The sequence below is a fragment of the Pseudomonas sp. B6(2017) genome (genome assembly GCF_002112765.1).
Lineage (GTDB): Bacteria > Pseudomonadota > Gammaproteobacteria > Pseudomonadales > Pseudomonadaceae > Aquipseudomonas > Aquipseudomonas piscis.
On sequence record NZ_NEIQ01000022.1, the window covers coordinates 22,507 to 49,472 of the forward strand.

The 26,966-nt window shown below is 60.9% G+C and carries 30 protein-coding genes and 4 tRNA genes; 9 read left to right on the forward strand and 25 right to left on the reverse strand.

Annotation, left to right across the window (positions count from 1 at the left end):
* Positions 1-66 precede the first annotated feature (66 nt).
* Complete coding sequence (locus CAG11_RS28605) at positions 67-381, reverse strand: I78 family peptidase inhibitor (RefSeq protein ID WP_022643537.1); 315 nt, start codon at positions 379-381, stop codon at positions 67-69.
* A gap of 159 nt (positions 382-540) precedes the next feature.
* The gene (locus CAG11_RS28610; RefSeq protein ID WP_085599451.1) at positions 541-846 is read right to left on the reverse strand and encodes a hypothetical protein; all 306 of its coding nucleotides are present in this window, start codon (positions 844-846) and stop codon (positions 541-543) included.
* Positions 847-984: 138 nt separating this feature from the next.
* Here CAG11_RS28610 and CAG11_RS28615 point away from each other — a divergent pair, with 138 nt between their 5' ends.
* Positions 985-1,176 carry a hypothetical protein gene (locus tag CAG11_RS28615; RefSeq protein ID WP_031321411.1) on the forward strand — a complete coding sequence of 64 codons (192 nt, stop codon included), beginning with the start codon at positions 985-987 and terminating at the stop codon, positions 1,174-1,176.
* Between the two features lie 33 nt (positions 1,177-1,209).
* Here the strand turns inward: CAG11_RS28615 and CAG11_RS28620 are convergent, their stop codons facing one another.
* From CAG11_RS28620 to CAG11_RS28655, 8 genes are all read right to left on the reverse strand, one after another.
* A complete protein-coding gene (locus CAG11_RS28620; protein WP_085599453.1) occupies positions 1,210-2,238 on the reverse strand; it encodes a nucleoside hydrolase in 1,029 nt (342 codons plus the stop codon).
* A 41-nt stretch (positions 2,239-2,279) separates the two neighbouring features.
* Positions 2,280-2,684, reverse strand: a complete 405-nt coding sequence (rbsD, locus tag CAG11_RS28625) for a D-ribose pyranase (RefSeq protein WP_085599455.1) — start codon at positions 2,682-2,684, stop codon at positions 2,280-2,282.
* Positions 2,681-3,598: a ribokinase gene (gene rbsK / locus CAG11_RS28630; RefSeq protein WP_085599457.1), complete on the reverse strand. Its 918-nt coding sequence runs from the start codon at positions 3,596-3,598 to the stop codon at positions 2,681-2,683. Before rbsK ends, rbsD begins: the two co-directional genes overlap by 4 nt.
* A gap of 24 nt (positions 3,599-3,622) precedes the next feature.
* Positions 3,623-4,642 (reverse strand): LacI family DNA-binding transcriptional regulator, encoded by a 1,020-nt coding sequence (locus tag CAG11_RS28635; protein ID WP_085599458.1) that lies wholly within the window; start codon positions 4,640-4,642, stop codon positions 3,623-3,625.
* 3 nt (positions 4,643-4,645) lie between these two features.
* The gene (locus tag CAG11_RS28640; RefSeq protein ID WP_085599460.1) at positions 4,646-5,623 is read right to left on the reverse strand and encodes an ABC transporter permease; all 978 of its coding nucleotides are present in this window, start codon (positions 5,621-5,623) and stop codon (positions 4,646-4,648) included.
* Entirely contained in the window at positions 5,620-7,173 is a 1,554-nt protein-coding gene (locus CAG11_RS28645; RefSeq protein WP_085599462.1) for a sugar ABC transporter ATP-binding protein, read from the reverse strand. The genes CAG11_RS28640 and CAG11_RS28645 overlap by 4 nt, the downstream gene beginning before the upstream one ends.
* A 55-nt stretch (positions 7,174-7,228) precedes the next feature.
* The gene (locus CAG11_RS28650; protein WP_085599464.1) at positions 7,229-8,185 is read right to left on the reverse strand and encodes a sugar ABC transporter substrate-binding protein; all 957 of its coding nucleotides are present in this window, start codon (positions 8,183-8,185) and stop codon (positions 7,229-7,231) included.
* Between the two features lie 270 nt (positions 8,186-8,455).
* On the reverse strand, positions 8,456-8,914 hold the full coding sequence (locus CAG11_RS28655) for a hypothetical protein (RefSeq protein ID WP_085599465.1): 459 nt from the start codon (positions 8,912-8,914) through the stop codon (positions 8,456-8,458).
* 339 nt (positions 8,915-9,253) lie between these two features.
* Between CAG11_RS28655 and CAG11_RS28660 the strand changes: the two genes are divergently transcribed.
* The 3 genes from CAG11_RS28660 to CAG11_RS28670 all read left to right on the forward strand — a co-directional run bounded on the left by CAG11_RS28660 (position 9,254) and on the right by CAG11_RS28670 (position 11,507).
* Positions 9,254-10,342 carry an asparaginase gene (locus tag CAG11_RS28660; RefSeq protein WP_053138156.1) on the forward strand — a complete coding sequence of 363 codons (1,089 nt, stop codon included), beginning with the start codon at positions 9,254-9,256 and terminating at the stop codon, positions 10,340-10,342.
* A 201-nt stretch (positions 10,343-10,543) separates the two neighbouring features.
* Positions 10,544-10,813 carry a DUF1654 domain-containing protein gene (locus CAG11_RS28665; RefSeq protein WP_053138153.1) on the forward strand — a complete coding sequence of 90 codons (270 nt, stop codon included), beginning with the start codon at positions 10,544-10,546 and terminating at the stop codon, positions 10,811-10,813.
* A gap of 4 nt (positions 10,814-10,817) precedes the next feature.
* Positions 10,818-11,507: an endonuclease gene (locus CAG11_RS28670; protein ID WP_085599467.1), complete on the forward strand. Its 690-nt coding sequence runs from the start codon at positions 10,818-10,820 to the stop codon at positions 11,505-11,507.
* A gap of 50 nt (positions 11,508-11,557) precedes the next feature.
* Here CAG11_RS28670 and CAG11_RS28675 read toward each other — a convergent pair whose 3' ends face one another.
* Complete coding sequence (locus CAG11_RS28675) at positions 11,558-11,920, reverse strand: SPOR domain-containing protein (protein WP_371857925.1); 363 nt, start codon at positions 11,918-11,920, stop codon at positions 11,558-11,560.
* Positions 11,921-12,187: 267 nt separating this feature from the next.
* Here CAG11_RS28675 and csrA point away from each other — a divergent pair, with 267 nt between their 5' ends.
* Complete coding sequence (csrA, locus tag CAG11_RS28680; RefSeq protein WP_007920550.1) at positions 12,188-12,382, forward strand: carbon storage regulator CsrA; 195 nt, start codon at positions 12,188-12,190, stop codon at positions 12,380-12,382.
* A gap of 234 nt (positions 12,383-12,616) precedes the next feature.
* On the opposite strand, the gene CAG11_RS28685 is transcribed toward csrA, so the two are convergent.
* The 6 genes from CAG11_RS28685 to CAG11_RS28710 all read right to left on the reverse strand — a co-directional run bounded on the left by CAG11_RS28685 (position 12,617) and on the right by CAG11_RS28710 (position 17,016).
* The gene (locus tag CAG11_RS28685; RefSeq protein ID WP_085599557.1) at positions 12,617-13,048 is read right to left on the reverse strand and encodes a VOC family protein; all 432 of its coding nucleotides are present in this window, start codon (positions 13,046-13,048) and stop codon (positions 12,617-12,619) included.
* Positions 13,049-13,140: 92 nt separating this feature from the next.
* Positions 13,141-13,602: a DUF2214 family protein gene (locus CAG11_RS28690; RefSeq protein WP_085599471.1), complete on the reverse strand. Its 462-nt coding sequence runs from the start codon at positions 13,600-13,602 to the stop codon at positions 13,141-13,143.
* Between the two features lie 177 nt (positions 13,603-13,779).
* Complete coding sequence (locus CAG11_RS28695) at positions 13,780-15,246, reverse strand: carbohydrate-binding protein (RefSeq protein ID WP_085599473.1); 1,467 nt, start codon at positions 15,244-15,246, stop codon at positions 13,780-13,782.
* A gap of 45 nt (positions 15,247-15,291) precedes the next feature.
* A complete protein-coding gene (locus CAG11_RS28700; RefSeq protein WP_031321399.1) occupies positions 15,292-15,921 on the reverse strand; it encodes a lytic polysaccharide monooxygenase auxiliary activity family 9 protein in 630 nt (209 codons plus the stop codon).
* Between the two features lie 335 nt (positions 15,922-16,256).
* Positions 16,257-16,607 carry a hypothetical protein gene (locus CAG11_RS28705; RefSeq protein ID WP_085599475.1) on the reverse strand — a complete coding sequence of 117 codons (351 nt, stop codon included), beginning with the start codon at positions 16,605-16,607 and terminating at the stop codon, positions 16,257-16,259.
* Positions 16,608-16,695: 88 nt separating this feature from the next.
* The gene (locus tag CAG11_RS28710) at positions 16,696-17,016 is read right to left on the reverse strand and encodes a helix-turn-helix domain-containing protein (RefSeq protein WP_053138141.1); all 321 of its coding nucleotides are present in this window, start codon (positions 17,014-17,016) and stop codon (positions 16,696-16,698) included.
* Between the two features lie 276 nt (positions 17,017-17,292).
* Between CAG11_RS28710 and CAG11_RS28715 the strand changes: the two genes are divergently transcribed.
* The 3 genes from CAG11_RS28715 (at position 17,293) to pseH (ending at position 19,810) form a co-directional block, all read left to right on the forward strand.
* Positions 17,293-18,426 carry an RNA ligase RtcB family protein gene (locus CAG11_RS28715; RefSeq protein WP_085599477.1) on the forward strand — a complete coding sequence of 378 codons (1,134 nt, stop codon included), beginning with the start codon at positions 17,293-17,295 and terminating at the stop codon, positions 18,424-18,426.
* Positions 18,426-19,043, forward strand: a complete 618-nt coding sequence (prfH, locus tag CAG11_RS28720) for a peptide chain release factor H (protein ID WP_085599559.1) — start codon at positions 18,426-18,428, stop codon at positions 19,041-19,043. The genes CAG11_RS28715 and prfH overlap by 1 nt, the downstream gene beginning before the upstream one ends.
* A gap of 203 nt (positions 19,044-19,246) precedes the next feature.
* A complete protein-coding gene (gene pseH / locus CAG11_RS28725; RefSeq protein ID WP_085599479.1) occupies positions 19,247-19,810 on the forward strand; it encodes a UDP-4-amino-4,6-dideoxy-N-acetyl-beta-L-altrosamine N-acetyltransferase in 564 nt (187 codons plus the stop codon).
* Between the two features lie 718 nt (positions 19,811-20,528).
* Here pseH and CAG11_RS28730 read toward each other — a convergent pair.
* A tRNA-Val gene (locus CAG11_RS28730) sits at positions 20,529-20,605 on the reverse strand.
* A gap of 186 nt (positions 20,606-20,791) precedes the next feature.
* Here CAG11_RS28730 and CAG11_RS28735 point away from each other — a divergent pair.
* Positions 20,792-22,075, forward strand: a complete 1,284-nt coding sequence (locus tag CAG11_RS28735; protein ID WP_085599481.1) for an FAD-binding oxidoreductase — start codon at positions 20,792-20,794, stop codon at positions 22,073-22,075.
* A gap of 165 nt (positions 22,076-22,240) precedes the next feature.
* Here the strand turns inward: CAG11_RS28735 and CAG11_RS28740 are convergent.
* The 7 genes from CAG11_RS28740 to CAG11_RS28770 all read right to left on the reverse strand — a co-directional run bounded on the left by CAG11_RS28740 (position 22,241) and on the right by CAG11_RS28770 (position 26,910).
* Positions 22,241-22,317, reverse strand: a tRNA-Asp gene (locus CAG11_RS28740).
* Positions 22,318-22,415: 98 nt separating this feature from the next.
* Positions 22,416-22,492: transfer RNA gene (locus CAG11_RS28745), tRNA-Asp, on the reverse strand.
* A gap of 59 nt (positions 22,493-22,551) precedes the next feature.
* Positions 22,552-22,627, reverse strand: a tRNA-Val gene (locus tag CAG11_RS28750).
* Positions 22,628-22,784: 157 nt separating this feature from the next.
* Entirely contained in the window at positions 22,785-23,552 is a 768-nt protein-coding gene (locus CAG11_RS28755; protein ID WP_053138390.1) for an SDR family oxidoreductase, read from the reverse strand.
* Positions 23,553-23,557: 5 nt separating this feature from the next.
* Positions 23,558-24,769: an O-succinylhomoserine sulfhydrylase gene (locus CAG11_RS28760; protein ID WP_085599483.1), complete on the reverse strand. Its 1,212-nt coding sequence runs from the start codon at positions 24,767-24,769 to the stop codon at positions 23,558-23,560.
* A gap of 36 nt (positions 24,770-24,805) precedes the next feature.
* A complete protein-coding gene (gene purF / locus CAG11_RS28765) occupies positions 24,806-26,311 on the reverse strand; it encodes an amidophosphoribosyltransferase (protein ID WP_031321374.1) in 1,506 nt (501 codons plus the stop codon).
* A gap of 41 nt (positions 26,312-26,352) precedes the next feature.
* Positions 26,353-26,910: a CvpA family protein gene (locus tag CAG11_RS28770; protein WP_022643449.1), complete on the reverse strand. Its 558-nt coding sequence runs from the start codon at positions 26,908-26,910 to the stop codon at positions 26,353-26,355.
* Positions 26,911-26,966: the final 56 nt, after the last annotated feature.

Consider the following 26,966-nt stretch of genomic DNA (forward strand, 5'->3'; position numbering starts at 1 on the left):
TCTCAGCGAGCTAAAAAAACCCCGTCCATGTGACGGGGTTTTTTGTGGGCGGGTAAAGCTGCAGCCTTAGCCGCAATTGACCCGAGTGACCACCAGATCGGCGTCGGTATTGAGGTTCAGGCGATCGGAGCGGTACTCCAGCGTAATCATGTCGTTGGGCTTGAGGAAGCGCGCGTACTGCGCACCAGCACGGGTTCGGGCTTGCTCGAGCAGCTCCGCAGAAGCCTTCTTGCCGATGGCGAATTCGGCGGCGGTTGCTTCACAACGAGTATGCCCAGCCTCGGCTGCGGCCACGGGTTCCTTGGTCGACCCGCCGGTACTGCAGCCACCCAGGACTGCGACTGCCAACAAGGTTGCGAATGAAGCGAACTTCCAAGGCATGAAGCCTCCTTTTTAAAATATACAGAGATCGTGCGACAGCCGATTTTGCGTTTGGTTGCAAAACGAAGTGGCATTTTGCCCCACGGAACAGGGCGGGCAAGTCTGCCTCAGCCAACCTTCCGGTTTCAGCAGACAATCGTCACTGGATATGAATGACGCTCAGTAGATATCGATGTAGTCGAATGCCGGCTTCGGCCAGTTCTGCTTGAGCGCACTGAGGACCTGCATCACCCAGGCCTCATCACTGGCGGCCACTTCCCCTACGTAACCGGAGCCAGCAGCCCAGGTCTCCAGGCGAAACAGCACGTTATCGATCTGAGCCCCGCCCACCACTCCCGAGGAAATATAGGCAATACCGCTCTTGCTCACGCGCAATTGGGTGTGGACCTTGTCGCTGGCCGAAGCCAGCAATTGGCGCACCGCTTGCGCAGTCAGGGCATCAGGCTGGTTCAGATCGATTTGCACACAGGCTTCCTTGAACGCGGAAAAGCCGCAGTGTCGCACAGCCCTCGCCTGATGCCTAAGTCGCAGTGCGTAAACCAGGGCGACATGCTTAACTCTGCGACCTTGCCAGCCCACTTCCACAGAACCAGCGAGACCGTCATGCCCATCGTCAACATCGACGCCGATATCAAGGCCAGATGGCCCCAAGGCCAATGCTCCTACAGCCCCGCAAGCCCGGAAGAACTGGCGATCATCGGCGTCGACCTGTTGGTAAGGGAGCTGGGGGCGGAATCGGCCCAGGCGTTCATGAACCAGGTATTCGAGAAATATCCGACAAGCCGCCGGGAGTAGAACCCCGCAGGCAGGAGCCCGCGGGGGCGATGCTTATTTCAGGCGAGCCAGGCGCTCGGTGAGCAGATCGAAAAAGCCCTGGGCGTTGCCGTTCTCGACCCAGAACACATTCTTCGGCTGCTTCAGGCCGTCATACCAGTCCACGATGGTCTGGCCGAAGGTAGGCCCTTCGCGACTGTCGACGACCATGTTGGCCTGGCGCCCGGTGAACAGCTCAGGCTTGAGCAGGTAGGCGATCACGGTCGCATCGTGCACCGGACCACCTGGAATGCCGTAGTGCTCCATATCGCCCTTGACGTACTCGTTGAGGATATCGCCCACCACCTTGCTGGCATTGTTGTTCAACGCCGCGATCTTCTGCAGGCGCGCATCGCTGGTGAGGATCTTGTGGGTGACATCCAGCGGCAGGTAGGTCAGCTTGACGCCACTCTTGAGCACCACTTCGGCAGCCTGGGGATCGGCGTACAGGTTGAACTCCGCCACCGGAGTGATATTGCCACCGTTGAAGTGTGCACCACCCATGACCACCACTTCCTTGATGCCCTGGGTGATGTCGGGAGCCTGGATCAGCGCCAGCGCCAGGTTGGTCTGAGGGCCGAGCATGGCGATGGTGATGCTGTGGGGCTTGGCCGCCCGCAGCGTGTCGATCAGGTAGTTGATCGCACTGCCCTTGGCCAGGGGAGCCTTGGGCTCATGCACCGTGACCCCGGAGATACCTTCCTTGCCATGGATGTTTTCGGCATAGATGGGCGTGCGCAGCAAAGGCGCAGGGGCACCAGCGTACACCGGAACCTCCTCGCGCCCGGCCCATTCACGCGCCAGGCGCGCATTGCGCGAGGTCTTGTCCAGGCGCACGTTGCCGGCCACGGTGGTCAAGGCGCGAATATGCAGTTCCTCGGGCGACGCCAGGGCGAACAACAAGGCCACCACATCGTCGGCCCCCGGGTCGGTATCGATGATCAGATCGATCTTTTCCGCCGCCTGGGCGCCGGTAGCAGTGAGTAGAGACAAGAGCAGTAGACTCCGGAACCAGTGGTGGAACAGCTGAGCATAGCGGCGCATAGCGCACTCCTTGTGCAAAGTGGGAAAAACCGGTTGGCGAACTAGAAAGTCACTCCGGCGATCAGGGCGATGTTGCAGTACGGCTGGCATTCACCGGTGCGGACCACGGCACGGGCCTGGCGACTGAGCACCTTGAACTCTTCATGACTCAGGAGCTGGCGCTGCCCCAGCTCGCCGGCCGCGGCCAAGGCGTCGAGGGCTGGTAGCGGCGTCGGCCGCTTGAGCAGGATCTCCTCGGCCAGCACGTGGCGCTCCACCTGCATCTCGCTGAGCAGCACCTTGAGGGTAGCGAGAAAGTCGGGAACGCCATGGGTCAGCGCCAGGTCGATCAACTCGACTCCGGACGGCACCGGCAAACCGGCATCGCCGATCACCACGATATCGCCATGCCCCAGGGAAGCGATGAGGCGCGACAGGGCGATGTTGAGCAAAGGGGTCTTTTTCATGAGGGAATGAACGCCTGGACGTCGGACTGAGTGGGAATGGAAGGCTGGGCGCCGGCACGAGTCACCGACAGGGCCGCCGCCACCTGGCCGAAACGGATGGCCTCGGCCTCGCTCTTGCCGGCCGCCAACGCGGCAGCGAAGCCACCGACGAAGGTGTCCCCCGCCGCCGTGGTATCGAGGGCCTGCACCTTGGGCGCCGGGAAATGCTCGAAGCGGCTGCCATCGGCGAACAATGAACCCTGGGCACCCAAGGTGATGATGACCTTGCCGGCACCAGCGGCGAGCAAGTGGTTGGCCGCCTGCTCGGCGCTTTCCAGCGAATCGACGACCACACCGCTGAGTGCGCCGGCCTCGCTTTCGTTGGGAATGAGGTAGTCGATCGAGGCGTACCACTGTTCCGGCAAAGGTCCACTGGCTGGCGCCGGATTGAGAATCACCGTCTTGCCCAGCTCACGACCACGCTGGAGGCTGTAGCCCACCGTGGCCAGCGGCACCTCGAGCTGGCAAATGATCACCTCGGCCTGCTGCAATACCGCGTCCACGGCCGCTACTTTCTCGGGCATAAGTTGGCCGTTGCCACCGGCAACGATGACGATGGCGTTCTGGCTGCTGTCATCCACCACGATCAGGGCCACGCCACTGGAACCCTCGACCACGCTCACGGCCTGGCAATCGATGCCCTCGGCGAGCAACGCATCACGCAACTGCACGCCATAGGCATCGTCGCCAACGCAGCCGACCATGGCTACTTCCGCACCGAGCCTGGCTGCCGCCACCGCCTGGTTGGCACCCTTGCCACCGGACACCGTGGCAAAGGACTTGCCCGCCAGCGTCTCGCCACCCCGAGGCAGGCGCTCGGCCCGGGTCACCAGGTCCATGTTGAGGCTACCCACTACCACTACTTTTGCTGGCATACATCGATACTCAATCAATAAGGTTCAGCGGTATTGCACGAACGCGCCAGCAACGGGCGCGGTCGATTCCCGCAAGACGATGCTCGGCTTGACGATGCGCTGGTCCAGCGGCAGGTCCCGCGTGGCGATACGGCGCAGCAACAGCTCCGCCGCGGTCTCGCCCAACTGCAGGATCGACTGGCCCACAGTGGTCAGCGCCGGATAGACATAACGGCTCAACAAGATGTCGTCGAAACCGATCACCGACAGCTCGCCGGGCACGCGGATATTGCGCTCCGCCGCAGCACGCAACACGCCGATGCCCATCATGTCGTTGGTAGCGAAGATCGCGCTCGGCGGATTCCCGTCCAGCAGTTGCGCCGCCGCCAAGTAACCCCCGGTGCTGCTGAAATCGCTCTCCAGGATGCGTTGTACCGGCACCTCGACTCCCGCCTCGCGCAACGCCTGGTGAAAGCCCGCCAGGCGCATCTGGGTCACGCTGGTATTGGCCGGGCCGCCCACACAGGCGATGTCGCGATGCCCCAGCTCCAGCAAATGCCGGGTCGCCAGGTAGGCACCGTATTGGTGATCAATGCGCACCAGGTCGGCATCCACGCCCTCCAGGCCACGGTCGACGATCACCATGGGCGTACGCACCCCGAGCAGCCCTTGGGCCAAGCCGCTGTCGCCCCCGACGGAGGTCACGATCAGCCCGTCGATGCGTTTCTCCAGCAGCACCCGCAGGTAGTTGCGCTGCTTGTCCGGATCGTCGTCGGAGTTGCAGAGGATCACGCAATAGCCATTGCGCTCGCAGTAATCCTCGATACCCCGCGCCAATTCGGCGAAGTACGGATTGAGACTGTTGGGCACCAGCAAACCGATGGTGGCGGTGGTCTTGGCCTTGAGCGAACGAGCCACCGCGCTGGGCACGTAGTCCAGGCGCTGGATCGCCGCTTCGACCTTGAGTCGCACTTCTTCGCTGACCGGCCGTGTCTTGTTCAGTACATGGGACACCGTGGTATAGGAAATTCCCGCCAGCGCCGCCACATCCTTGATTGTTGCCATGAATCAAACCCGCCGGTTGGCGCGCTGGCTGCGATAGGTATCGAGCACCACGGCAATCACGATGACCGCGCCGGTGATGATGCGCTTGGTCGGTTCGGTTGCGCCGATTTGCGCAAGACCTGCAGCCAGCACGGAAATGATCAAGACGCCGAAGAAGGTGCTGATCACCGAGCCGCGTCCACCCATCAGGCTGGTGCCGCCGATCACCACCGCAGCGATGACCTGCAGCTCCAGGCCGGAGCCTGCGTTCGGGTCAGCCGCCTCAAGGCGGGAAATCTGGAACAGCGCGGCGACGCCCGCCAACAGCCCCATCAGGCTGAACACCAGGATCTTGTAGGGCTTGGGATTGATTCCCGCCAGGCGCACTGCCTCTTCGTTGGTGCCGATGCCGATCAGGTAGCGGCCGAACACGGTACGGGTCAGCACCGCCTGGGCCAGGAAGATGATCAGCAGGGCAATGATAAACGACGGCGAAATGCCAAAGGCAATCGGATTCGACAGCCAGGCGAAGGCGTCGCCGATATAGGCCGTGCGCGAACCGGTCATCTGGTACGCCACGCCCCGGGCCATTTCCAGCACGCCCAGGGACACGATGAACGACGGGATGCGCCAGGCCACGGTGATCGAGCCGGTGATGGTGCCAGCCAGCGCGGCAGCGGCCATGCCCAGCAAGGCCGCCGGCACCACGCTCCAGCCCCAGCCGAGGATCGCCACGCTGACAGCTGAGGCCGCCAGGGCCAGCACCGAGCCGACGGACAGGTCGATGCCGCCGATGATCAGGACGAAGGTCATGCCCACCGCCAGCACCATCAGGTCCGGAATCTGGTTGGCCAGGGTGCTGAAGGTGTCGTAGGACAGGAAATGGCTGCTGAGCACGGAGAACAGGACGATCATCCCCAGCAGGGCCCCCGCCAGCCCCAGGTAGGTACCGAGGCCATAATATTGGCCGCCGCGCTTGCCGCTTGCAGGTGCAGTTTTCATGATGCATTCCTAGGCGCCGCTTCATTGAGCAACGCATCTCGTTTTTGATAGCCGGCGAACGCGGCGGCAAGCAATTCATCCTGGGTCCAGCTGTCACGCTCGAAGGTGTCGATCAGACGCCCGGCCGACAGCACGCCGATGCGATCGCAAATCAGCATCAGCTCCCGCAGGTCACTGGAAACCACCACCAGGGCCTTGCCCTGGCGCGTCAGCTCACCCAGCAAGCCATAGATATCGAACTTGGCACCGACGTCGATCCCCCGGGTCGGCTCATCGAACAGCAGCACCGAACAGTCGCGTTCAAGCCAACGGCCGATCACCACTTTCTGCTGGTTGCCGCCGGAGAGTTCGGACACCAACTGCGCCGGACTGGAACTGCGGATCCGCATCGCATCGATCTGCCGGCGCGCCAGCTGTTCTTCATCCTCGGCATTGACCAGGCCGCCGCTGGAAATCGCCGGCATGTTGCCCAGGGCGATGTTCGCGCTGATGGACTGGGTCAGTAGCAGGCCCTCGCCCTTGCGATCCTCGGTGATCAGGGCAATGCCGTTGGCCACCGCGTCCACCGGGGAGCGGATGCTCACCGTCCGCGCCGGAGCGCCCAGGGCAATGCTGCCGCTGTCGGCGACGTCGGCGCCGAAGATCAGGCGCAGCAACTCGGTGCGCCCTGCCCCGATCAATCCGGAGATACCGAAGATCTCGCCGCTACGCACCTGGAAGGACACATCGCGGACCTTGTCCGCACGACTGAGGTGGCTGACGGTGAGTGCCGGCGCGCCGATGTTGCGCTCGCCCAGGTCGATATGTTCGCCCAGCTCGCGCCCCACCATCAGGTTCACCAGCTGCTCGCTGTTGTAATCGGCCATCGGCTCGACACAGACCAGGCAACCGTCACGCAGCACGGCGATGCGCTGGGCCACCCGGGCCAGCTCTTCCAGGCGATGGGAGATATAGATGATCGATACGCCACGGGCCTGCAGCCGGGTGATCTGCTCGAAGAGCATTTCCACCTCCCGGGCGGTGAGCATCGCGGTCGGCTCATCGAGGATCAGCACATGGCAGTCGCCGATCAGGTTGCGAGCGATCTCCACCATCTGCTGGTGGCCGATCCCCAGTTCACCCACCAGGGTGTCGGGATCGATGGCGTCGAGGCCGACCTGGGCCATGGCCTCGATCGCCGCCTTGCGCAGTTGCTTGCGGCTGATCCAGCCACCCTGGCTGGGCAAGTTGTGGAGGAACAGGTTCTCGGCTACCGACAGGGTCGGCAGCAGGTTGAGCTCCTGCATGACCATGCGGATGCCCAGTTCCTCGGCCTGGGTACGACTGCCCGGACGATAATCCTGGCCATTGAAACGCATATGGCCGGTGGTGGGGCTGACCAGGCCACCGATGATCTTCGACAGGGTGCTCTTGCCGGCGCCGTTCTCGCCGGTCAGCGCCAGCACTTCACCACGCAGCAGCGTCAGGTCGATGCCGGTCAGTACCGGTTGCGCATAGGTCTTGCCGATAGCGCTGACCGAAAGGACAGCGTTCGCAGCGGAAACAGACATAAAGACTCTCCATGCGCCCATCCGCCGGATGGGCGCCGTTGTACCGCCGGGAGGACTACTTGGTGACCAGTTCGACCGGAGTTTCGATCACGCCGTTGGCGCCGCTGTCGACCTTATCGCCCTTGAGGATCTTCAGCGCGGCCTCGATGCCGAACACCGCCTGCTTGGCGGCGAACTGGTCGGCGGTGGCCAGGACCCGGCCATCCTTGAGCATCGGCTTGATGGCATTGATGTTGTCGTAGCCGACCACCTGCACCTTGCCGGCCTTGCCTGCTGCGCGCACCGCGGATACCGCGCCGACGGCCATGCTGTCGTTACCGCCCAGCAGCGCCTTGAGATTCGGGTATTCGCTGAGCATGGCCGCGGCGACACGGTTGCCCGCGTCGATCTCCCAGTCACCGGACTGCAGGGATACCACCTTGATCTGCGCGGCCTCCATGGCGTCCTTGAAGCCAGCGGTACGCTGCTGGGCATTGGTAGTGGTGGAGACCCCTTCGATGATCGCCACTTCGTCCCCGGCCTTGAGCTGCTTGGCCAGGTACTCGCCCACCAGGCGGGCGCCCTTGCGGTTGTCGGGACCTACGAACGGTACGTTGATGTTCTTGCTCTTGAGCACGCCAGGGTCGAGCTGGTTGTCGATGTTGATCACCGTGATCCCGGCATCCACTGCCTTCTTGATCACCGGCACCATCGCCTTGGAGTCGGCGGGCGCAATCACCAGGGCATTGACCTTGGAGACGATCATCTGCTCGACGATGCGGATCTGGTTGGCGGTATCGGTTTCATCCTTGATGCCGTTTGACACCAGGTCGAAGTCGGACGGGTGTTCTTTCTGGTAGGCCTTGGCACCGTCTTCCATGGTCAGGAAAAACTCGTTGGCCAGGGATTTCATGACCAGGGCGACCTTGGGTTTCTGCGGGGTATCGGCATAGGCCGAAGAGAGGGGAAGCGCTGAGCAGGTGGCGGCCAGGACAGCGGCGGCAAGCAGACGTCCAGCAAAGGGCAGCTTCATGGGTACACTCCGATCTTATGATTATTGTGGGCAACGCTTGGATGACATGCACAACCAGGTGCCGGGTATCGCCCAACGGCCTGGAAGTTCGGAAAAGATAGTCGATTATCCTTGCCGGAAGTCCGCGCAAACGTTTGCGTAAGGCGAACTATGCGAACCCGACCGGGGTTTGTCAACGCTGATTACTACGCGAAGGTGCCATCGGCGCACAGCTGCGCCGATGGCCAAGAGGAAGCAGCCGCCCAGCGCTTGGCACTGGGCGGATGCTGATCAAGCGGAGGTATTCACCAACTTGCCGGAGGAGCCTGATTCCTTGGCCAGCTCGCGCACCAGGTTGCCCGAAACTTCAGCCAGTGCGGCGTTGGTTTGCGCTACCTGCCCCTGGATGGCCATGACCGCAGTCTGCTTGGCCTCGGGGGTCGGATAGCTGGCGGCCTGGGCAGCGGCCAGTTGCTGTTGCTGCTGCTTGAGCTGCTCCTGCAGCTCCTGCATGCGCTTGAGCAGCATCTTGACTACGATGCTGTGGTTGTCGCCCGCGCTGCCCGCATCGCCGCCCTCGGCCTTTTCCGCCTGCTTGGCCGAGCCGACGCGCAAAGTACCCGAGTCTTCAGTACCCAGCGCTGCCGGAGCGCCCTCGGCACTGGCATCGCTCAACGCATTGATGGTCGCGGGCGACTTGCCATTGATCAGAATGGCCCCCGGCCCTGGAAATCCGACTGACAGCGACATATGAACTCCTGGTTAAAAAAATCCTAAAAGACTCATCGACCGCGTCAGAACAATCTTTAATTCATGAGCGAAAAGCTCGCCTGCGGCTGACGACTGTCGCTTTCGGATTGCCGAACGCCACACTCCGAAACGTTCGGAAACCCGGACACAAGCTTGCCGAGGCCCGCTAAAAACAGAAATAAAATTGATATAAATCAGTAACTTAAAATACTTATCCGGCCAAGGTAGCGCTGGTACAGATCCTGCTCAACCCGCGATGCCCCGCCGCATACAGATCTGCAGCCGAGGTGTTTCTAGATGAACCTGCACCAGCACCGTCTCACTACTAGAGAGAAAACAATGAAATCTGCCTTCAAAACCTTCGTTCCGGGCGCTTTGGCCCTGCTCATGCTCCTGCCCGCAGCCCTGCAGGCCAAGGAAGCCGAAACCCAACAGAAGCTCTCCAACGTGGTGATCCTCGCCACCGGCGGCACCATTGCCGGCGCCGGCGCCAGCGCGGCCAACAGCGCCACCTACCAGGCAGCCAAGGTCGGCATCGAACAACTGATCGCCGGCATCCCCGAGTTGAGCCAAGTGGCCAACGTACGTGGCGAGCAAGTGATGCAGATCGCCTCCGAAAGCATCACCAATGAAAACCTGCTGCAACTGGGTCGCCGCGTAGCCGAGCTGGCCGACAGCAAGGACGTGGACGGCATCGTCATCACCCACGGTACCGACACCCTGGAAGAGACTGCCTACTTCCTCAACCTGGTGGAAAAAACCGACAAGCCAATCGTCGTGGTCGGCTCCATGCGCCCAGGCACCGCCATGTCCGCGGACGGCATGCTCAACCTGTACAACGCCGTATCCGTGGCCGGCAACAAAAGCTCCCGGGGCAAAGGCGTCCTGGTGACCATGAACGACGAGATCCAGTCCGGTCGCGACGTCAGCAAGATGATCAACATCAAGACCGAAGCCTTCAAGAGCCCATGGGGCCCGCTGGGCATGGTGGTGGAAGGCAAGTCCTACTGGTTCCGCCTGCCAGCCAAGCGCCACACCATGGACTCGGAATTCGACATCAAGAACATCAAGAGCCTGCCTGACGTAGAAATCGCCTACGGCTACGGCAACGTCAGCGACACCGCCTACAAGGCCCTGGCCCAGAGCGGCGCCAAGGCCATCATCCACGCTGGCACCGGCAACGGCTCGGTATCTTCCCGCGTGGTACCGGCCCTGCAGGAACTGCGCAAGAACGGCGTGCAGATCATCCGTTCTTCCCACGTCAATGCTGGTGGTTTCGTACTGCGTAACGCCGAACAGCCTGACGACAAGAACGACTGGGTCGTGGCTCACGACCTGAACCCGCAGAAAGCCCGCATCCTGGCCATGGTCGCCCTGACCAAGACCCAGGACAGCAAGGAACTGCAACGCATGTTCTGGGAATACTGATTCCCGCTGCTCGACCGGCCCCGGTCGAGCAGGCTTGCCTCCACTCGCCCGTCCGGGCGAGTGGTCCTTGATCCCAGATCACGCTGCTTCTTGTCCCGCCTTAAAAAATTTCCAGCATGTATGAGACAAACGCGCAAAGCGTTGTCAGAGGAACTTCTTGAATTTTAAGCAGTTGCGAAATGACCTACAGTTAAATACTGTATGCACGTACAGCTTAATAAGGATTGTTCCGTGGCCTCATCCCAAACACCCCTCAGTTCCTACGAACGCCTGGGTGTACGCATCCAAAAGATCATCAACTCTCCCACCGCTCAAAAAGCCAAAGCCGCCTTGATCTTCCGCCTCGCCGATGAACCCCAGGACGAATGGGAGCGCCTTCTGGAAGAGATCGCCGAAAACGACAACGTCACCCTCGCCTATCGCGACGATGGCGGCGTACAGATTTTCTGGGTCGTGCCGAAGGAAGATTGAGCCGATGATCGTTCGTTGTTTCGCTGTACTGCTGTTGCTCCTTAGCTCCACCGTCCAGGCCGACGCCCCCCGTACTTTCAGCGAGGCCAAGAAGGTTGCCTGGAAACTCTACGCCCCCCAGTCCACCGAGTTCTATTGCGGCTGCAAGTACAAGGGCAATCGAGTGAACCTGGCCGCCTGCGGCTACGTACCCCGCAAGAATGCCAAGCGCGCCGAGCGCATCGAGTGGGAACACATAGTGCCGGCCTGGCAGATCGGCCATCAGCGCCAGTGCTGGCAGCAAGGCGGCCGCAAGAATTGTTCGCGCAACGACACCCTCTACCAGCGAGCCGAAGCCGACCTGCACAATCTGGTACCGAGCATCGGCGAGGTGAATGGCGATCGCAGCAACTTCAGCTTCGGCTGGCTACCGGAGCAGTCAGGCCAATATGGGTCCTGTCTGACCCAGGTGGACTTCAAGGCCAAGAAGGTCATGCCCAGGCCATCGATACGCGGCATGATCGCCCGCACCTACTTCTATATGAGCAAGCAATACGGCTTGCGCCTGTCAAAGCAGGACCGGCAACTTTTCGAAGCCTGGAACAAGACCTATCCGGTGCAGGACTGGGAGCGCCAACGCAACCAGAGCGTGGCGTGCGTGATGGGACGCGGCAACGAATTCGTCGGAACGGTCAACCTCAAGGCCTGCGGCTGACCTGCAATCGCCCGCAGGACGCGGGCGATACTCCAGGAAGGAGACCCGGCCTACTGCGCGCTCTGGTGCTCGATCACCGTGACATCGATATCGCGCTTCTTCGCCTTAACCAGCTTCTCGACCACTTCGGTCTTCTTCGCCTCGGCTTCGGCCTGGGATGCAAAAGGCCCGACCAGCACTCGCTGCTTGCCGTCCACCGTCACCACGCTGGAGATGATCCCGTGCTCGATCAACCAGCCGGTGAGGTCGCTCACCGCCTGGGGCAGCTCGCTACCCACCAGCACATCCCATTGCGTAGAAGTGGCGGCCACCGCCGGCGGACCCTGCTCCGCAGCCGCGACATTCTTGCTCACCTCGGCTCGCTTGCCTTCGCCACAACCGGCCAAACCCACTACCGCCAATGCGGCTAACATCATCGCTATCGTGCGCACAACCTACCCCTAGGAAATCTGACTCGGCGATTTTACCACCCAGGGCTCGAGAGACCTCGTCACAAAATCGAGCCGAAACAGGAAGAATGAATTTTATTGCATCTGTATAGTTGCGCCTTGGGAATTTATAGATCTTCTGCGCGTCAGAAAGAGGCACCCACTTAGTGGAACTTCGCACTAATCTATACCTAAGACCGACCTCTGCACTGTTTCAATCTGGTGCCCTACCAAGCTATCAAGGAGAAGATCATGCTGATACTCACCCGCAAAGTCGGTGAAAGCATCAACATCGGTGACGACATTACGATCACCATCCTCGGCGTCAGCGGCCAGCAAGTCCGCATCGGCATCAATGCGCCAAAAGACGTCGCGGTCCACCGTGAAGAAATCTACCAACGTATCCAGGCGGGCCTCACCGCACCGGACAAACGCGAAACCCCTTGAGCCCCATGAGCATCAGTCTTCGGCCCGCGCGCTACGATTGGCGCGGCGTATACCTTGTTCGCCTTGAGCTTTTTCCCGCAATCCCGCTGCATGCCCCGATAGGGCGGCAAGCACCACAGACTCCCAGGCACCAGACCACCCCTCATCACTGACGACTCTCCTCCCCGACTCACACTCCATCCCTGACTCCCGATACGCGACGCCCCGCTCTGCAGGCGTCGCCCCAGACCAGGACTAGGCCGACCTGAAACCCAGCGCCTGGGTGAAACGCAGCAGGTAGCCATCCGGGTCGAGCACCAGCAGGTTCGACTGTCCGCACAGGCGATCATCTTGCCGATACCAGCACTCCTGGATATCCCGGCGCAGCATGATGCCGGCGTGGGCCAGGGCCTGCGCCAAGGCGCGAATGTCCGGACACTCGATCGACAGGTTCATCCCGCGCCCGAAAGGCGCCTCCAAGGGCTCCACACGCCAGGGAGACGGCTCCTGGTCATCCTCTTCCAACATCAGTTGGGCACCGTTGAAATCAAGAAAGGCAAAGCCGGACTCCGGTCGCTGGTACTCGATCCTGAAGCCCAGGATGGTGCAATAAAATTCCAGGCTGCGGTCCAGGTTCGTGACCAGCAGTTCCGGGACCAGCTTGTTCATCTGAAACCCTGGGGGCATCACGGCATCCATCGCTCATTGATCGAGCCGCGAGACTACTCCCAAGTCCAGGCCGATGCAGTAGCGCTTACCATTGATTACAAAGTTCCAGCCTACAGCTGCGCCAGCCCTACTCCCCGCGCCATACCGCTGGCCGCGACCACCAGCAGCACCAGCAACAGCGCCTGCAACTGGCTGCTTCGGACGAACGAAGAAGCCCGGGCGATATCGGGCTGCGCGCCGCGTGCCAGGGCGATACGCCAGCGGACCAGGGTCAACATGGGCAAGACCTCGAGTAGTAGGATGCCGATGAACAGGGCCATTTTCAGATGGAACAACGGCTGCTGCAGATAGTAGTCGGTGCCCTTGCCGTAACCGCCGAAAGCCCGCAACAAGCCGGTCACCAGCAGCACCAGCGCGGCCAGCCCCCAGGCATTGTCGACCAGCAACACCGACCGGTAGCTGGACTCGCCACGAACCAGGCGCCCCAAGGCTGCGGCACGGGCCAGAACCGCCGCGAAAGCGCCGGCAAACGCCAGCAAGTGCACAGCCGCCAACATCCACTGCATCAGCATCGCGCTCACCTCCATCCGGTTGATCGAGAAATCCAGGGCAGCTCAATTAATAGTCCATGGGCACGGCATCCGCCGCCTCCGGGAAATGTGCAAGGCAAAAAAAAACGACCCAGGCACGGATCGCAAGATCCGCCCCTGGGTCGCCTGGCCATCCAATCCAGCAATGGCCCGCCATGCTCAAGCATGGCGCTCCAGCAATACCTTGCGCCACAAGGTGAAAGCCACCGAAGGCGTCCACGCCGGGTTGGAGGTGTGCTCCTGAAGGCACAGGTAGCGATTGCCCTCATAGCTCACACCGTCTTCCTTGCGGTAGTGCTGGCTGACGCGCCACTGCGGGAAGCCCGGGTCTACCTCGCCGCCGGCAGTCCTGGCTGTCACGCTGCGACTGGGTAACGACTCCTGCCCCTGGATATCGGTGGCAGTGACGAAGTAGCTGTACTCGGTATCAGGTTGCAGGCCCTGGTCCTCGACGCCTGGAGCAGGCGTCTTGGCCACTGGCCGACCGTCGCGATACAGGGAATAGAACTCCACCGGACGTTCGCCGCCGACCACGCTCCAGCCCAGGCTGATGCTGTTGCGGCTACGGCCCGATACCGCCAGGTTGCCGGGTGCCGGTGGGCGCTCCGGTTCACCGCCATCGCCATGGATCAGCGGCGCGTAGCGATTGCAGAACTCCCAGTTGTAGTGCGTTCCCTGCCGGCTGGTGCCGGCATCCCAGTTCACCGACCAGGTCATCAGCCCCTTGATGGCATGGCCAGCCTTCTGCAAGCGCTTGAAGGCATTGGTCAACGCCGCCGGATCGATGACGTAGCCGGTAGCCGCGGCATCGACGTTGCTGGGCAGGCCGATCGCCAGCTTGTCCGCCGGGATGCGAGTGAAGCCACGAGTGCCGGAAGCCAGGCTGTCGGTGAGGTAGAACAGGAAGTCCTCCTTCACCTGGTCGTTGCTCTGGGCAAGCCAGGCCCCACGACCACCGTTGGCCTCCGCTACCCACAGGCCATCACCGCCCTGGTTGTAGTACTGCGGGGCGATGAAGTCGTAGTAGCCCTCCAGCGCCTGCAAGTACGGCAGGTACTTGCCACTGCTGGTCAGGTACGGGAACTCCGGCGCCATGCTGATGATGAAGTGCTTGCCCTGGCCGGCGTAATGATCCTTTACCAGTTTCAATGCCGCTGGCAGCACGCTCTTGTTATCGGCGAAGTCGATGGCGCTCTGCTCCAGGTCGATGTCCAGGCCATCGAAGCCATAGGTTTCGACCAGGCGGATGATCTCGTTGGCCAAAGGCTGCTCGTTGCCCTTGTGCAACTCGATATGCGCATCGGCGCCACCCAGGGAAATCAACACCGCCCGCCCCTGGCTGTTGAGTACGCCCACCTGACGCCGGAACTCGGCGTCAGACAAGTTGTAGGGCTTGAAGGTGGGAATGCCGTTGCCTTTCATGAAGGCCACCGCCACCACGTTGTACTCCTTGGGTACATCCAGCAGGCTCAGGTTGGCGAACTGCCCGCGCTGGTAACCATCGGCGGCGCCAGCGGCCCAGTTGTGCCAGAAGCCCATGAGGATCTTCTTGCCGGCGAGGCTGGGCATCAGCGATGCGGCATCGGCGGCCTGGCTCTTGATCAAGGAAAAGTCGATTTTATCCATGTTCTATTCCTTCAGAACTATTAAAAGAGTTTCTTCCACTGCAACTTACTTGAAGTCCAGATCGAAGGCCTGATAGAAAGCGTTACCGGTATTGGCCACAATCCAGGCCAGAACTACAACATGGTGCCCCTTCTTGTTCTTGGGCAGCACGACTTCATGTTCGGTCTTGGCTTTCAATTCCGGGCCATGAGCGTGATACGGAACTTGAGTATAGAAATCCTGGTAAAAAGCCTTGGGCTCAAGTTGCGCACGGCTGATCCGTTGTTTCGGATCCCAGCCATCTTTGGTGATGAACCAGCTATACCCACGGGTAACATGTGGAGCGCTGTAAACCCACTGCACCCGGAATACTTGCCCAGGCTCCACGTTCACCAGCGGCCAGCTGAATGGACGATTGAGTTTCTTCGACATTTCTTCGTCGGTGAAGTTGACGCAATCACGCGCATCGGTCTTGCCACCGCTGAGGATATGGCCATCTGCAGGCGGTGCGACACTGGGTTCGTCGCTGCCGTAAGGGGCCGGGAACGGGCCGGCGCCCAGGGCAGGCAAGTTCTTTCCGCCTTCCATTTCGTTGACCTGCCAGGTGCCCAGGAGACCCAGATCCACCGCAACCGCACCGCGGCTGGAAGGAGATACGACACGACCATGTTTAAGTTGAGTTTGTGGCTTATTCATTTCTTTCACTCCATTGATTAAATAAAACTCGCTCTTGGCGAGCACCTTTAACTTAGCGCACTTTTTCCGACTTTTTTCATGCCCTCGAGAAGTAACCACATCGGCCAATTTTCAAAAAACAGCGCAAACCCCACTAAACTCTGGACTTCCTTATTTGCGCTGACAATTTGAAGAGTCAATGTATTACACGCTTTTCTGGAGTAAAAATGACTTCTCCCCGATTTATTCCAGAGAAGAACTTGAAACTAAGCCCGAAAAATCCAAGTTCCAGAAACGACAAAACCCGGCCAGGGCCGGGTTTGCAGGAAACGCGCTGAAGGCCGCGCCAGGGGAAACTACAAGCAGGTGGCCAAAGCCGCCAGGCGGCGCTTGGAGACGAAATTGTCTTCGACGGCGTAGAAGCGGACGGTAGTCGCCGCCGCCTCCGCCTTGATATCCACGAAGGATTCGGCGGACCGGCTATACACCGTATAGCCACCGCCCTTGCCCGACTCCAGATAGGCTGCGGCATCGACACCGAATACCGCCTCATCCTGCCAGGCGAACTGCACGCACTGCGCCACCAACTGATCGGCCTTGGCCGAGCTCAAGGTCTTGGCGGGGGCTTTGGCCCGCGCATCATCCATGTTAGAGCTCACACAGCCGGCCAACAGGGCCGCCACCGTTACCGCCATCAAAACCCGCATGCTGCCTCCTGGTCCGTGAAAACGCGAGAGTATCGCCCAGGCGCAGGAAAAAAGCCGTCCACGGCCGAGAAAAAACCCGCACCAGGCTTCAGCATTCGGCCAGGGACGACGCCAGCTGGGCAATAGCCTCCTGGTCGTCGTCGCCAAGATGGCGGTAGTTCTGGATGATGCTGCTTTCATCGGCGCTCAGGCTGCCCTCGGGCAGGCGTGAAGGTTCGCCGGTCAATACGTAGAGCAGATCTACCCCATGGCGTCCGATCGCCATCAGGTAATCCGACTTGGGTACCCGTTCACCGCTCTCATAGCGCCCCTGGGCATTGGCCTCGACTCCACCGATAGCCCCGAATTCCTGCTGGGAGAGCCCCAGCGCCTTGCGCTGTTCTTTCAAGCGCTCACCGAAGGTCTGCATAACCATCCTCATTCGACAAGGTGATGGTTGTTACGACCACGGCCATTGGCGAAGGTGCCCATCGTGTAAAATGGCCCATTGCCAGCCACGGGACAAACGATTAACCTTCGCGCCCCTTCCCACACTTTTGACAAGGAGACTCATCATGGAACAGCTGATCACCCCTTGCAGGACGTGCCTGGTTTAAACGCTGCATCCGCTATTCGTTAGCGCCTTCGCTTAATCCCGCTTCGTCCTGCCATTACCTGAATATTTTTTTCCAATCAGGAATTGGACATGGACACTTGCATCCGTCATTTGTCGAACGGCGTCTCTCTGATCGCCTCCGACACCACCTGGATCGAAGACAAAGCGCTCCAGCAACTGCACACCACCGCCCAACTGCCCGGCATGCGCCAGGTCGTCGGCATGCCCGACTTGCATCCCGGCCGAGGCTACCCGGTAGGCGCGGCATTTTTCTCCACCGAGGTGATCTACCCAGCCCTGGTGGGCAACGACATCGGCTGCGGCATGGCGCTGTGGCAAACCGATATTTCCAGCATTCGCCCGAACCTCGACAAGCTGGAAAAGAAGATCGGCAACATCGACCATCCGCTGGATGAGCAGTGGGATGAAGAACGTGAGCAATTGGGCCTACCGGTGACTGGCCACGAGCACTCCCTGGGCACCATTGGGGGTGGCAACCACTTCGCCGAGCTGCAGCAGCTCGACCAGGTGTACGACACCGAGGCCCTGCAAGTACTGGAGCTGAACCCCAAGGCCCTGCTCCTGCTGGTGCACAGCGGCTCCCGGGGCCTGGGAGAAGCCATTCTGCGCCGCCATGTGGACCAGCATGGGCATCAGCCCCTGGAAGTCGACAGCGTCGCCGGCGCCCAGTATCTGCAGCAGCACAATGAGGCCTTGCGCTTCGCCGAGGCCAATCGCCGGCTGATCGCCGAGCGGCTGCTTTGCAACCTGCGGGCCAAGGGACATTCCGTACTGGACATCAACCACAACCTGGTATCGCCGGCCAACGTCGACGGAGTCAGTGGCTGGCTGCATCGCAAAGGGGCCACGCCTTCTGACGTGGGACCGGTGGTCATCCCGGGCTCCCGGGGCGACTACAGCTACCTGGTACAACCCATCCCGGCAACCGCCAGCCTCTATTCCCTGGCCCATGGGGCCGGGCGCAAATGGCTGCGCAGCGACTGCAAGGGCCGCCTGGATGCGCGCTTCAGCTTCGAGCAGCTCAAGCGCACCCAACTGGGCAGCCGGGTGATCTGCGAAGACCGCGGCCTGATGTACGAGGAGGCCCCCGAGGCCTACAAGAGCATCGATAGCGTAGTAGGTAGCCTGCGAGATGCCGGACTGGTGAAGATCATCGCCCGGCTCAAGCCGGTACTGACCTACAAGCGCCGGGGGTGCTGCTGATGTTGTTGCTGCAACTCTCCTCCGCCCAGGGCCCGGTGGAGTGTGAAATCGCCGTGAGCAAGGCCTTGCGCCAACTGTATCGCGAGGCCCAGATCCTGGGCGTGCGTATCGATATCGTGGAGCAGGCTGCCGGGTATGGCGGCAACCACTGCAAGTCGGTCCTGGCCAGCCTCGACGGCGAGCAGGCCGAGGAGCTTGCCCGGCGCTGGACCGGCACCCTGCTGTGGAGCTGCAAGAGCCCTTCGCGGCCCGGTCACAAGCGCAAGAACTGGTATTTCGCCGGCCAGCTGTTCAGTCCGCCCCAGGGCGCCCAGGACAGCGAGATCCGCTTCGAAGCCATGCGTGCCTCAGGTCCCGGCGGCCAGCATGTGAACACCACGGACTCCGCCGTGCGTGCCACGCACCTGGCTACCGGCATCAGCGTGAAGGTGCAATCCGAGCGCAGCCAGCATGACAACAAGCGCCTGGCGCGCCTGTTGATCCAGCAGCGCCTGGAAGCCCGGCAACAGCAAGACCAGGAGCAGCTGCGCCAGGATCGCCGCTACGCCCACCACCAGGTGGAACGCGGCAATCCGGTGCGCACCTTCAACGGCAGCGCTTTCACGCCAGGCAACTGAAACCCTGCCGGCACGGGGAGCCGGTCATCGGCCAGTTCCCTCCCGCCACAACAAGACAAAGGCAGGCACCATGCCTGCCCTTTGCCCTCGACTCGAAAAGTTTATCCGACGACAGCCCCGGAGGTGCGCCCAGTCAGATAAATCCTGCCTCGATCATGGCAAGATTCCCTCCCGGCTCCCTCGGTTCATATAAGGATACTTGCATGCGATTCCTGCCGCTGCTCGACGCCAGCTCCGAACTTCAAGCACATATACGCAACTTGCGTAACCAGGAGCCCGTTCGAAGGCACATGTACACCTCCCACGAAATCACCGAAAGCGAACATCAGGATTGGCTGGCTTCCCTCCAGGGCAACCTGCGGCAAAAGGTATTTGTCGTTCTCCAGGATGAACAGGCGGTCGGTGTCGTTTCACTCAGTGCCATCAATAGCCTGCACCGAACCGCGGACTGGGCCTTCTACCTGGACTCCGAGCGACAGGGAAAAGGCCTCGGGAGCAGGGTGGAATTCTGGATGCTTGATTACTCATTCAATGAAGCTGGCCTGGAGAAGCTCAATTGCGAGGTACTGGAAACAAATACCTCTGTGATAAACATGCATTTGAAGTTTGGTTTCAAGCTCGAAGGCACCCGCCGCAAGCACATTCTCAAGGAAGGTGTGCGGATTGACGTGGCATTGCTTGGCATCACAAAAGATGAATGGGCGAGCACACGCCCAGAGCTCGAACCCCTGATCAAACGCCTGGGCAAATCAGAGGCCAACCTCTAACCCATCAATCATTGATCACCAGCAAGGTCACGGGGTAATGGCCGCCCTTCCCCCTAGCCTGGCAGCACCGGCAGGCAATCTGTCGACGCTTTCAATCAACTGCAGCAGACGCATCCTCAGGGCTTGGGCGACGACCAACGCTGCTCCGTACCCTCCCCTGGCATCTGATGATGATAATTAACGCAAGCGTCTCGTCTGCTGCCACCCTGGAGCTACCTGCGATCGCTGCCTAGCCAACGGCGAAGATCCCAGGAATGCGTCCATCGAAAGCCATCTTTCATCTATCAGAAGAACCGAGCCACCAAGTTTTCATCAGAAAAAACACAGGGTTATGATTTTTTTTGCTGTGCTCGGGAAAAAACACGGACAGAAATGACCACCAGCGATACAGCCTCCGCTGTTCTATTTTCGCGGCTTGTTCGCCACCTTTCATATTCGCGCAGCAAATGCATGTGCCAGCCGCACCAGCATCGACCAAGTGGCTACACGCTCCATCGCGCCACGTGCACAAGCGGCCAGGCAACGAGGAATAAAAGAAACCTGAGGCGTCATCAGAGCAACACCAGGCATCAGCTCTGCGCGGGCAGGACACCGCATGCAGCGGGCACCGGGAAGATCGGAGGGATTTGGCAAAGGCCGTGAAAAAGCCCTATAACGAAAAAAGGGCTCACCTTTCGGTGAACCCTTTTTCAGACCGCCCAGCAGAGCGGATTTTGTTTGGTAGGCGCGATTGGACTCGAACCAACGACCCCCACCATGTCAAGGTGGTGCTCTAACCAACTGAGCTACGTGCCTGCTGTGAGGCGGCATTCTACGGAATTCCGGAGGGGTGTCAACACCTTTTTTCAGCTAAGCCTATGAATATGCGAATTTTTTAATTTCCCGAGGGCGAAGAAGTTTTTCTTCTGCTCTGGCAGCCCATTTGCAACTCAGGTAGCATCGCCGCACTCGTAAAATATATTAAACACAAGAGGTCGCAGGATGGCGCACATTCCATACCCCCAGTCCTATTACGCCGCTTCAGCCAACGCCGCCCCGGAACGCCCCCAACTGCAGGGCGAGATGGAAACCGACGTCTGCGTGATCGGTGCGGGTTACACCGGCCTGTCCAGCGCCCTCTTCCTCCTGGAGAGCGGCTTTCGCGTCACCGTGCTGGAGGCGGCCAGGGTCGGCTTCGGCGCATCCGGACGCAACGGCGGCCAGATCGTCAACAGTTACAGCCGCGACATCGATGTGATCGAGCGCAGCGTCGGCCCCAAGCAAGCGCAACTGCTGGGACAGATGGCATTCGAGGGCGGCAAGATCATTCGCGAGCGCATCGCCAAGCACAAGATCCAGTGCGACTTGAAGGACGGTGGCGTGTTCGCAGCCCTGACGGGCAAGCAGATGGCTCACCTGGAGTCGCAGAAGCGCCTATGGGAACGCTACGGCCACACTCAACTGGAACTACTGGATGAGCGCCGGATTCGCGAAGTCGTGGCCAGCGACCAGTACCAGGGCGGCATGCTCGACATGAGCGGCGGCCACATCCATCCGCTGAACCTGGCATTGGGCGAAGCGGCCGCCGTCGAGTCTCTGGGCGGCATCATCCACGAACAATCCCCGGCAGTGCGCATCGAGCGTGGAGCCTCTCCCGTGGTGCACACCCCCCAGGGCAGGATCCGCGCCAAGTTCGTCATCGTTGCCGGCAACGCCTACCTGGGCAACCTGATTCCGGAGCTCGCAGCCAAGTCCATGCCTTGCGGCACCCAGGTGGTCACCACCGAGCCCCTGGGCGACGAACTGGCAGCCAGCCTGCTACCCCAGGACTATTGCATCGAGGATTGCAATTACCTGCTCGATTACTATCGCCTCTCCGGCGACAAGCGCCTGATCTTCGGCGGCGGCGTGGTATATGGCGCCCGGGATCCAGCGAACATCGAGGCGATCATCCGCCCGAAGATGCTCAAGGCCTTCCCACAGCTCAAGGATGTGAAGATCGACTATGCCTGGACCGGCAACTTCCTGCTGACCTTGTCGCGCCTGCCGCAAGTTGGCCGCCTGGGGGACAACATCTATTACTCCCAGGGCTGCAGCGGCCATGGCGTGACCTATACCCACCTGGCCGGCAAGGTCCTGGCAGAGGCCCTGAGAGGCCAGGCAGAGCGCTTCGACGCGTTCGCCAACCTGCCTCACTACCCCTTCCCTGGCGGGCATGCACTACGCGTCCCATTCAGCGCCCTGGGAGCCTGGTACTACAGCCTGCGGGACAAGCTCGGTTTCTGACGAGGCTGTTCTTCGCCCACAAAAAAACCGCCAGCCAGGCGGTTTTTTGTGGGCGAATCATAACGACAGAAACCACAGAGGCGAAAGGCAAAAAACCCCGGTCTTGCGACCAGGGTCTTTGCTGTTTCGCTGCATCAAGGCGTTCAGTGGTCCTTGAAGCATATATGGCGCAGCGGACGGGACTCGAACCCGCGACCCCCGGCGTGACAGGCCGGTATTCTAACCGACTGAACTACCGCTGCGTATCGCTTGGACTTACATCCAGGTGAAACTTTTAAATCGTCTGATCTAGGCCCTAAGGCTTCCAATCTCAAACCAGGAAAACCTGATTTGGAAAATATGGCGCAGCGGACGGGACTCGAACCCGCGACCCCCGGCGTGACAGGCCGGTATTCTAACCGACTGAACTACCGCTGCGCGTCGGTTGGAGGCTTCCTTGGAAGCTTCCGCCTTTCTTTCGAAAGGCACTCAGGAAGTGGTGGGTGATGACGGGATCGAACCGCCGACCCTCTGCTTGTAAGGCAGATGCTCTCCCGGCTGAGCTAATCACCCTTTGCTTCGCTGAGGCCGCGAAATTTACGCACGTATCGAAGCTAAGTCAATAGCAGGATTGAAGTTTTTTTCAAAAGAGCTGTAAACGACACGCTTCAAGCCCCAGGAAAAATCCCCAGCGATTGGCAAGCGCTCCGCTCCTTGCCCGCGAAAGAATTCAATCCTGGTAAATCATCTTCTTGGACATGCCACCGTCCACCACGAACTCCTGGCCGGTGACGAATCCCGAACTGCGTGAAAGCAGCCAGGCCACCATCGCCGCCACATCTTCAACGGTGCCCACCCGTCCTGCCGGATGCTGGGCATGGTCGGCATCGGACAAGGGCTCCGCGCGCCGCACGGCCGGGTCACGAGCATCGATCCAGCCCGGGCTTACCGCATTGACGCGAATCTCCGGCCCGAGACTTATCGCCAGAGCATGGGTCAGGGCCAACAAGCCCCCCTTGCTCGCAGCATAGGCTTCGCTGTCCGGCTCCGATTGGCGGGCGCGGGTGGAGGCAAGGTTGACGATCGCACCGCCGTGGGCCCGCAGATAGGGCGCGCAATGCTTGGCCAGCAGCATCGGCCCGCCAAGATTCACCGCCAACACCCGATTCCAATGGCCCAGGTCGAGGCTTTCCAGGGTCATATTGTGCGGATCGGCCACGGCAGCATTGCAAACCAGGGCATCGAGACGCCCGAACTGCCCCAGCACCTCGGCGACCGCTTCAGCCACCTGCTCCTCATCGGCCACATCCATGGTGATGAACCAGGCGTTGTCGCCCAGCACCTTGGCCACCTTGGAGCCGCGCTCGCGATCCAGGTCGGTGAGGACCACCTGCCAGCCTTCGCTGATCAGCCAGGCGGCGATGCCCAGGCCGATACCCCGTGCCGCGCCGGTAACCAGCGCAACACGACCATTGCCCGCCCCCGGGGGCGTCGACAACTCGATCACAAGGCTGCCAGGCCGCGAGCCAGGTCGGCTTGCAGGTCGGCAATGTCTTCCAGGCCGACCGCAATACGGATCAGGCTGTCGCGAATACCCGCAGCCTCACGCTCCTGCGGCGCCAGGCGCCCGTGGGAGGTGGTGCTTGGATGGGTAATGGTGGTCTTGCTGTCACCCAGGTTGGCGGTGATCGAGACCAGGCGAGTGGCATCGATGAAGCGCCAGGCGCCCTCCTTGCCCCCCTTGACCTCGAAACTCACCACCGCGCCGAAGCCACGTTGCTGGCGCTTGGCCAATTCATGCTGCGGATGACTGGCGAGCCCGGCGTAATGCACCTTCTCGATCCCTTCCTGGCGTTCCAGCCACTCGGCCAGGGCCTGGGCATTGGCGCAATGGGCACGCATGCGCAGGCTGAGGGTCTCCAGCCCCTTGAGGAAGACCCAAGCATTGAACGGACTCAGGGTCGGCCCCGCGGTACGCAGGAACCCCACCACTTCTTTCATCTGTTCGCTGCGCCCGGCCACCACACCGCCCATGCAGCGACCCTGGCCATCGATGAACTTGGTGGCCGAATGCACCACCACGTCCGCACCAAGCTTGAGCGGCTGCTGCAACGCCGGGGTGCAGAAGCAGTTGTCCACCACCAGCATCGCCCCCTTGGCATGAGCCACCTCAGCCAGTGCGGCGATATCCACCAGTTCGGCCAGAGGATTGGAGGGCGACTCGACGAACAGCAATCGGGTATTGCTCTTGATCGCCGCGTCCCAGCCGGACAGGTCCGCCAGGGGCACGTAGCCGACTTCGACGCCGAAACGCTTGAAGTACTTCTCGAACAGACTGATGGTGGAGCCGAACACGCTGCGCGAAACCAATACGTGGTCACCGGCGCTGCACAGGCTCATGACCACCGAGAGGATCGCCGCCATGCCAGTCGCGGTAGCCACCGCCTGCTCCGCCCCCTCGAGGGCCGCGATGCGCTCTTCGAAAGAACGCACCGTAGGGTTGGTGTAGCGCGAATAGACGTTGCCCGGCACCTCGCCAGCGAAACGCGCAGCCGCATCGGCGGCCGTGCGGAACACATAGCTGGAGGTGAAGAACATCGGATCACCATGCTCGCTCTCCGGCGAACGGTGCTGACCAGCGCGCACCGCCAGGGTATCGAACGCTACGCCTTCAAGGTCGCTATCCAGCCGACCGGCATCCCAATCCTGACTCATGCCGCCTACTCCTAATCTCTTCGTGAATGCTCTGGATCAGTTGTTGTACAGATCGATGATCGCGCTGACCGCCTGGGTCTTGGCCTTGGAGGCATCGTTACGGGCATTCTCGATCTTGTTCAGATAGGCCTCGTCGACATCACCAGTAACGTACTTGCCGTCGAACACTGCGCAGTCGAAGCTTTCGATCTTGATCTTGCCACCACCGACCGCCTCGATCAGGTCCGGCAAGTCCTGGTAGATCAGCCAATCGGCACCGATCAGGTCGGCCACATCCTGGGTGGAACGATTGTGGGCGATCAGCTCGTGGGCGCTCGGCATGTCGATGCCGTACACGTTCGGATAACGCACGGCCGGGGCGGCGGAGCAGAAGTAGACATTCTTCGCACCGGCCTCACGGGCCATCTGGATGATCTGCTTGCAGGTGGTGCCACGCACGATGGAATCGTCCACCAGCATCACGTTCTTGCCGCGGAATTCCAGCTCGATGGCATTGAGCTTCTGGCGTACCGACTTCTTGCGGGCGGCCTGGCCCGGCATGATGAAGGTCCGGCCGATATAGCGGTTCTTCACGAAACCTTCGCGGAACTTCACGCCCAGGTGGTTGGCCAGCTCCAGTGCCGCGGTGCGGCTGGTGTCCGGAATCGGGATCACTACGTCGATATCGTGCTCGGGACGCTCGCGCAGGATCTTCTCGGCCAGCTTCTCACCCATGCGCAGGCGCGCCTTGTATACCGAGACGCCATCGATGATCGAATCAGGACGGGCCAGGTATACATGCTCGAAGATGCACGGGGTGAGCTGCGGATTGGTGGCGCACTGGCGGGTGTAGAGCTTGCCTTCCTCAGTGATGTAGACCGCCTCGCCCGGCGCGAGGTCGCGGATCAGGGTGAAGCCCAGCACATCCAGGGACACGCTTTCGGAGGCGATCATGTACTCCACGCCCTCGTCGGTATGGCGCTGGCCGAACACGATCGGACGGATGCCATGGGGATCGCGGAAACCGACGATGCCGTAGCCGGTGATCATCGCCACCACCGCATAACCACCCACACAACGGTTGTGCACGTCGGTCACGGCGGCGAATACATCTTCCTCGGTGGGCTGCAGCTTGCCGCGCTGGGCCAGTTCGTGGGCGAAGACGTTGAGCAGCACTTCGGAATCGGAACTGGTATTGACGTGACGCAGGTCGGACTCGTAGATCTCCTTGGCCAGTTGCTCGACGTTGGTCAGGTTGCCGTTGTGCGCCAAAGTGATGCCGTAAGGCGAGTTGACGTAGAACGGCTGGGCCTCGGCCGAAGTGGAGCTACCGGCGGTCGGGTAACGCACGTGGCCGATGCCCATGTGGCCGACCAGGCGCTGCATGTGGCGCTGCTGGAACACGTCACGGACCAGGCCATTGTCCTTGCGCAGGAACAACCGGCCATCATGACTGGTCACGATACCAGCCGCGTCCTGGCCGCGGTGTTGGAGGACGGTTAGCGCGTCATACAGCGCCTGATTAACGTTCGACTTACCGACGATACCGACGATGCCACACATGCGACGCAACCCCTACTTAATGGAACTGAACTGAGCTCATCTTACTGAGGCGCCTGGGCCGGTAAGAGGTGCTCCTTGAACGGTATTTCAGCGGGTACGCTGATACCGCTGGCCAGCCACTGACTGCTCCACCCCAATATGAGGTTCTTGGACCAATCTGCAACCAATAGAAATTGTGGCACCAGTCGCGACTGCTGCCACCAGGAATCCTGCTGAACCGGCCCCAGGCTCAGGAGCCCGACCGCCACGACCACCAGTAACGCGCCACGCGCCGCGCCGAAGGCCATGCCGAGGAATCGATCGGTGCCGGACAGGCCGGTGACGCGAATCAATTCGCCGATGAGATAGTTGACCATTGCGCCCACCAGCAAGGTGGCGACAAACATGATTGCGCAGCCCGCGATCACGCGAGCCGAAGGAGTTTCGATATAAGCGCCGAGGTACTCGGACAGTGAGCCACCGAACATCCAGGCGACGACTCCTGCGATGATCCAGGTAAGCAACGACAAGGCTTCTTTGACGAAACCACGGCTCAAGCTGATCAAAGCGGAAATGGCGATTATTGCAACAATCGCCCAGTCAACCAGGGTAAATGGCACAGTGCAGCCTACAGACGGATAAGGCGGCGCATTTTAACAGAGCGCTTGGCTGTCGG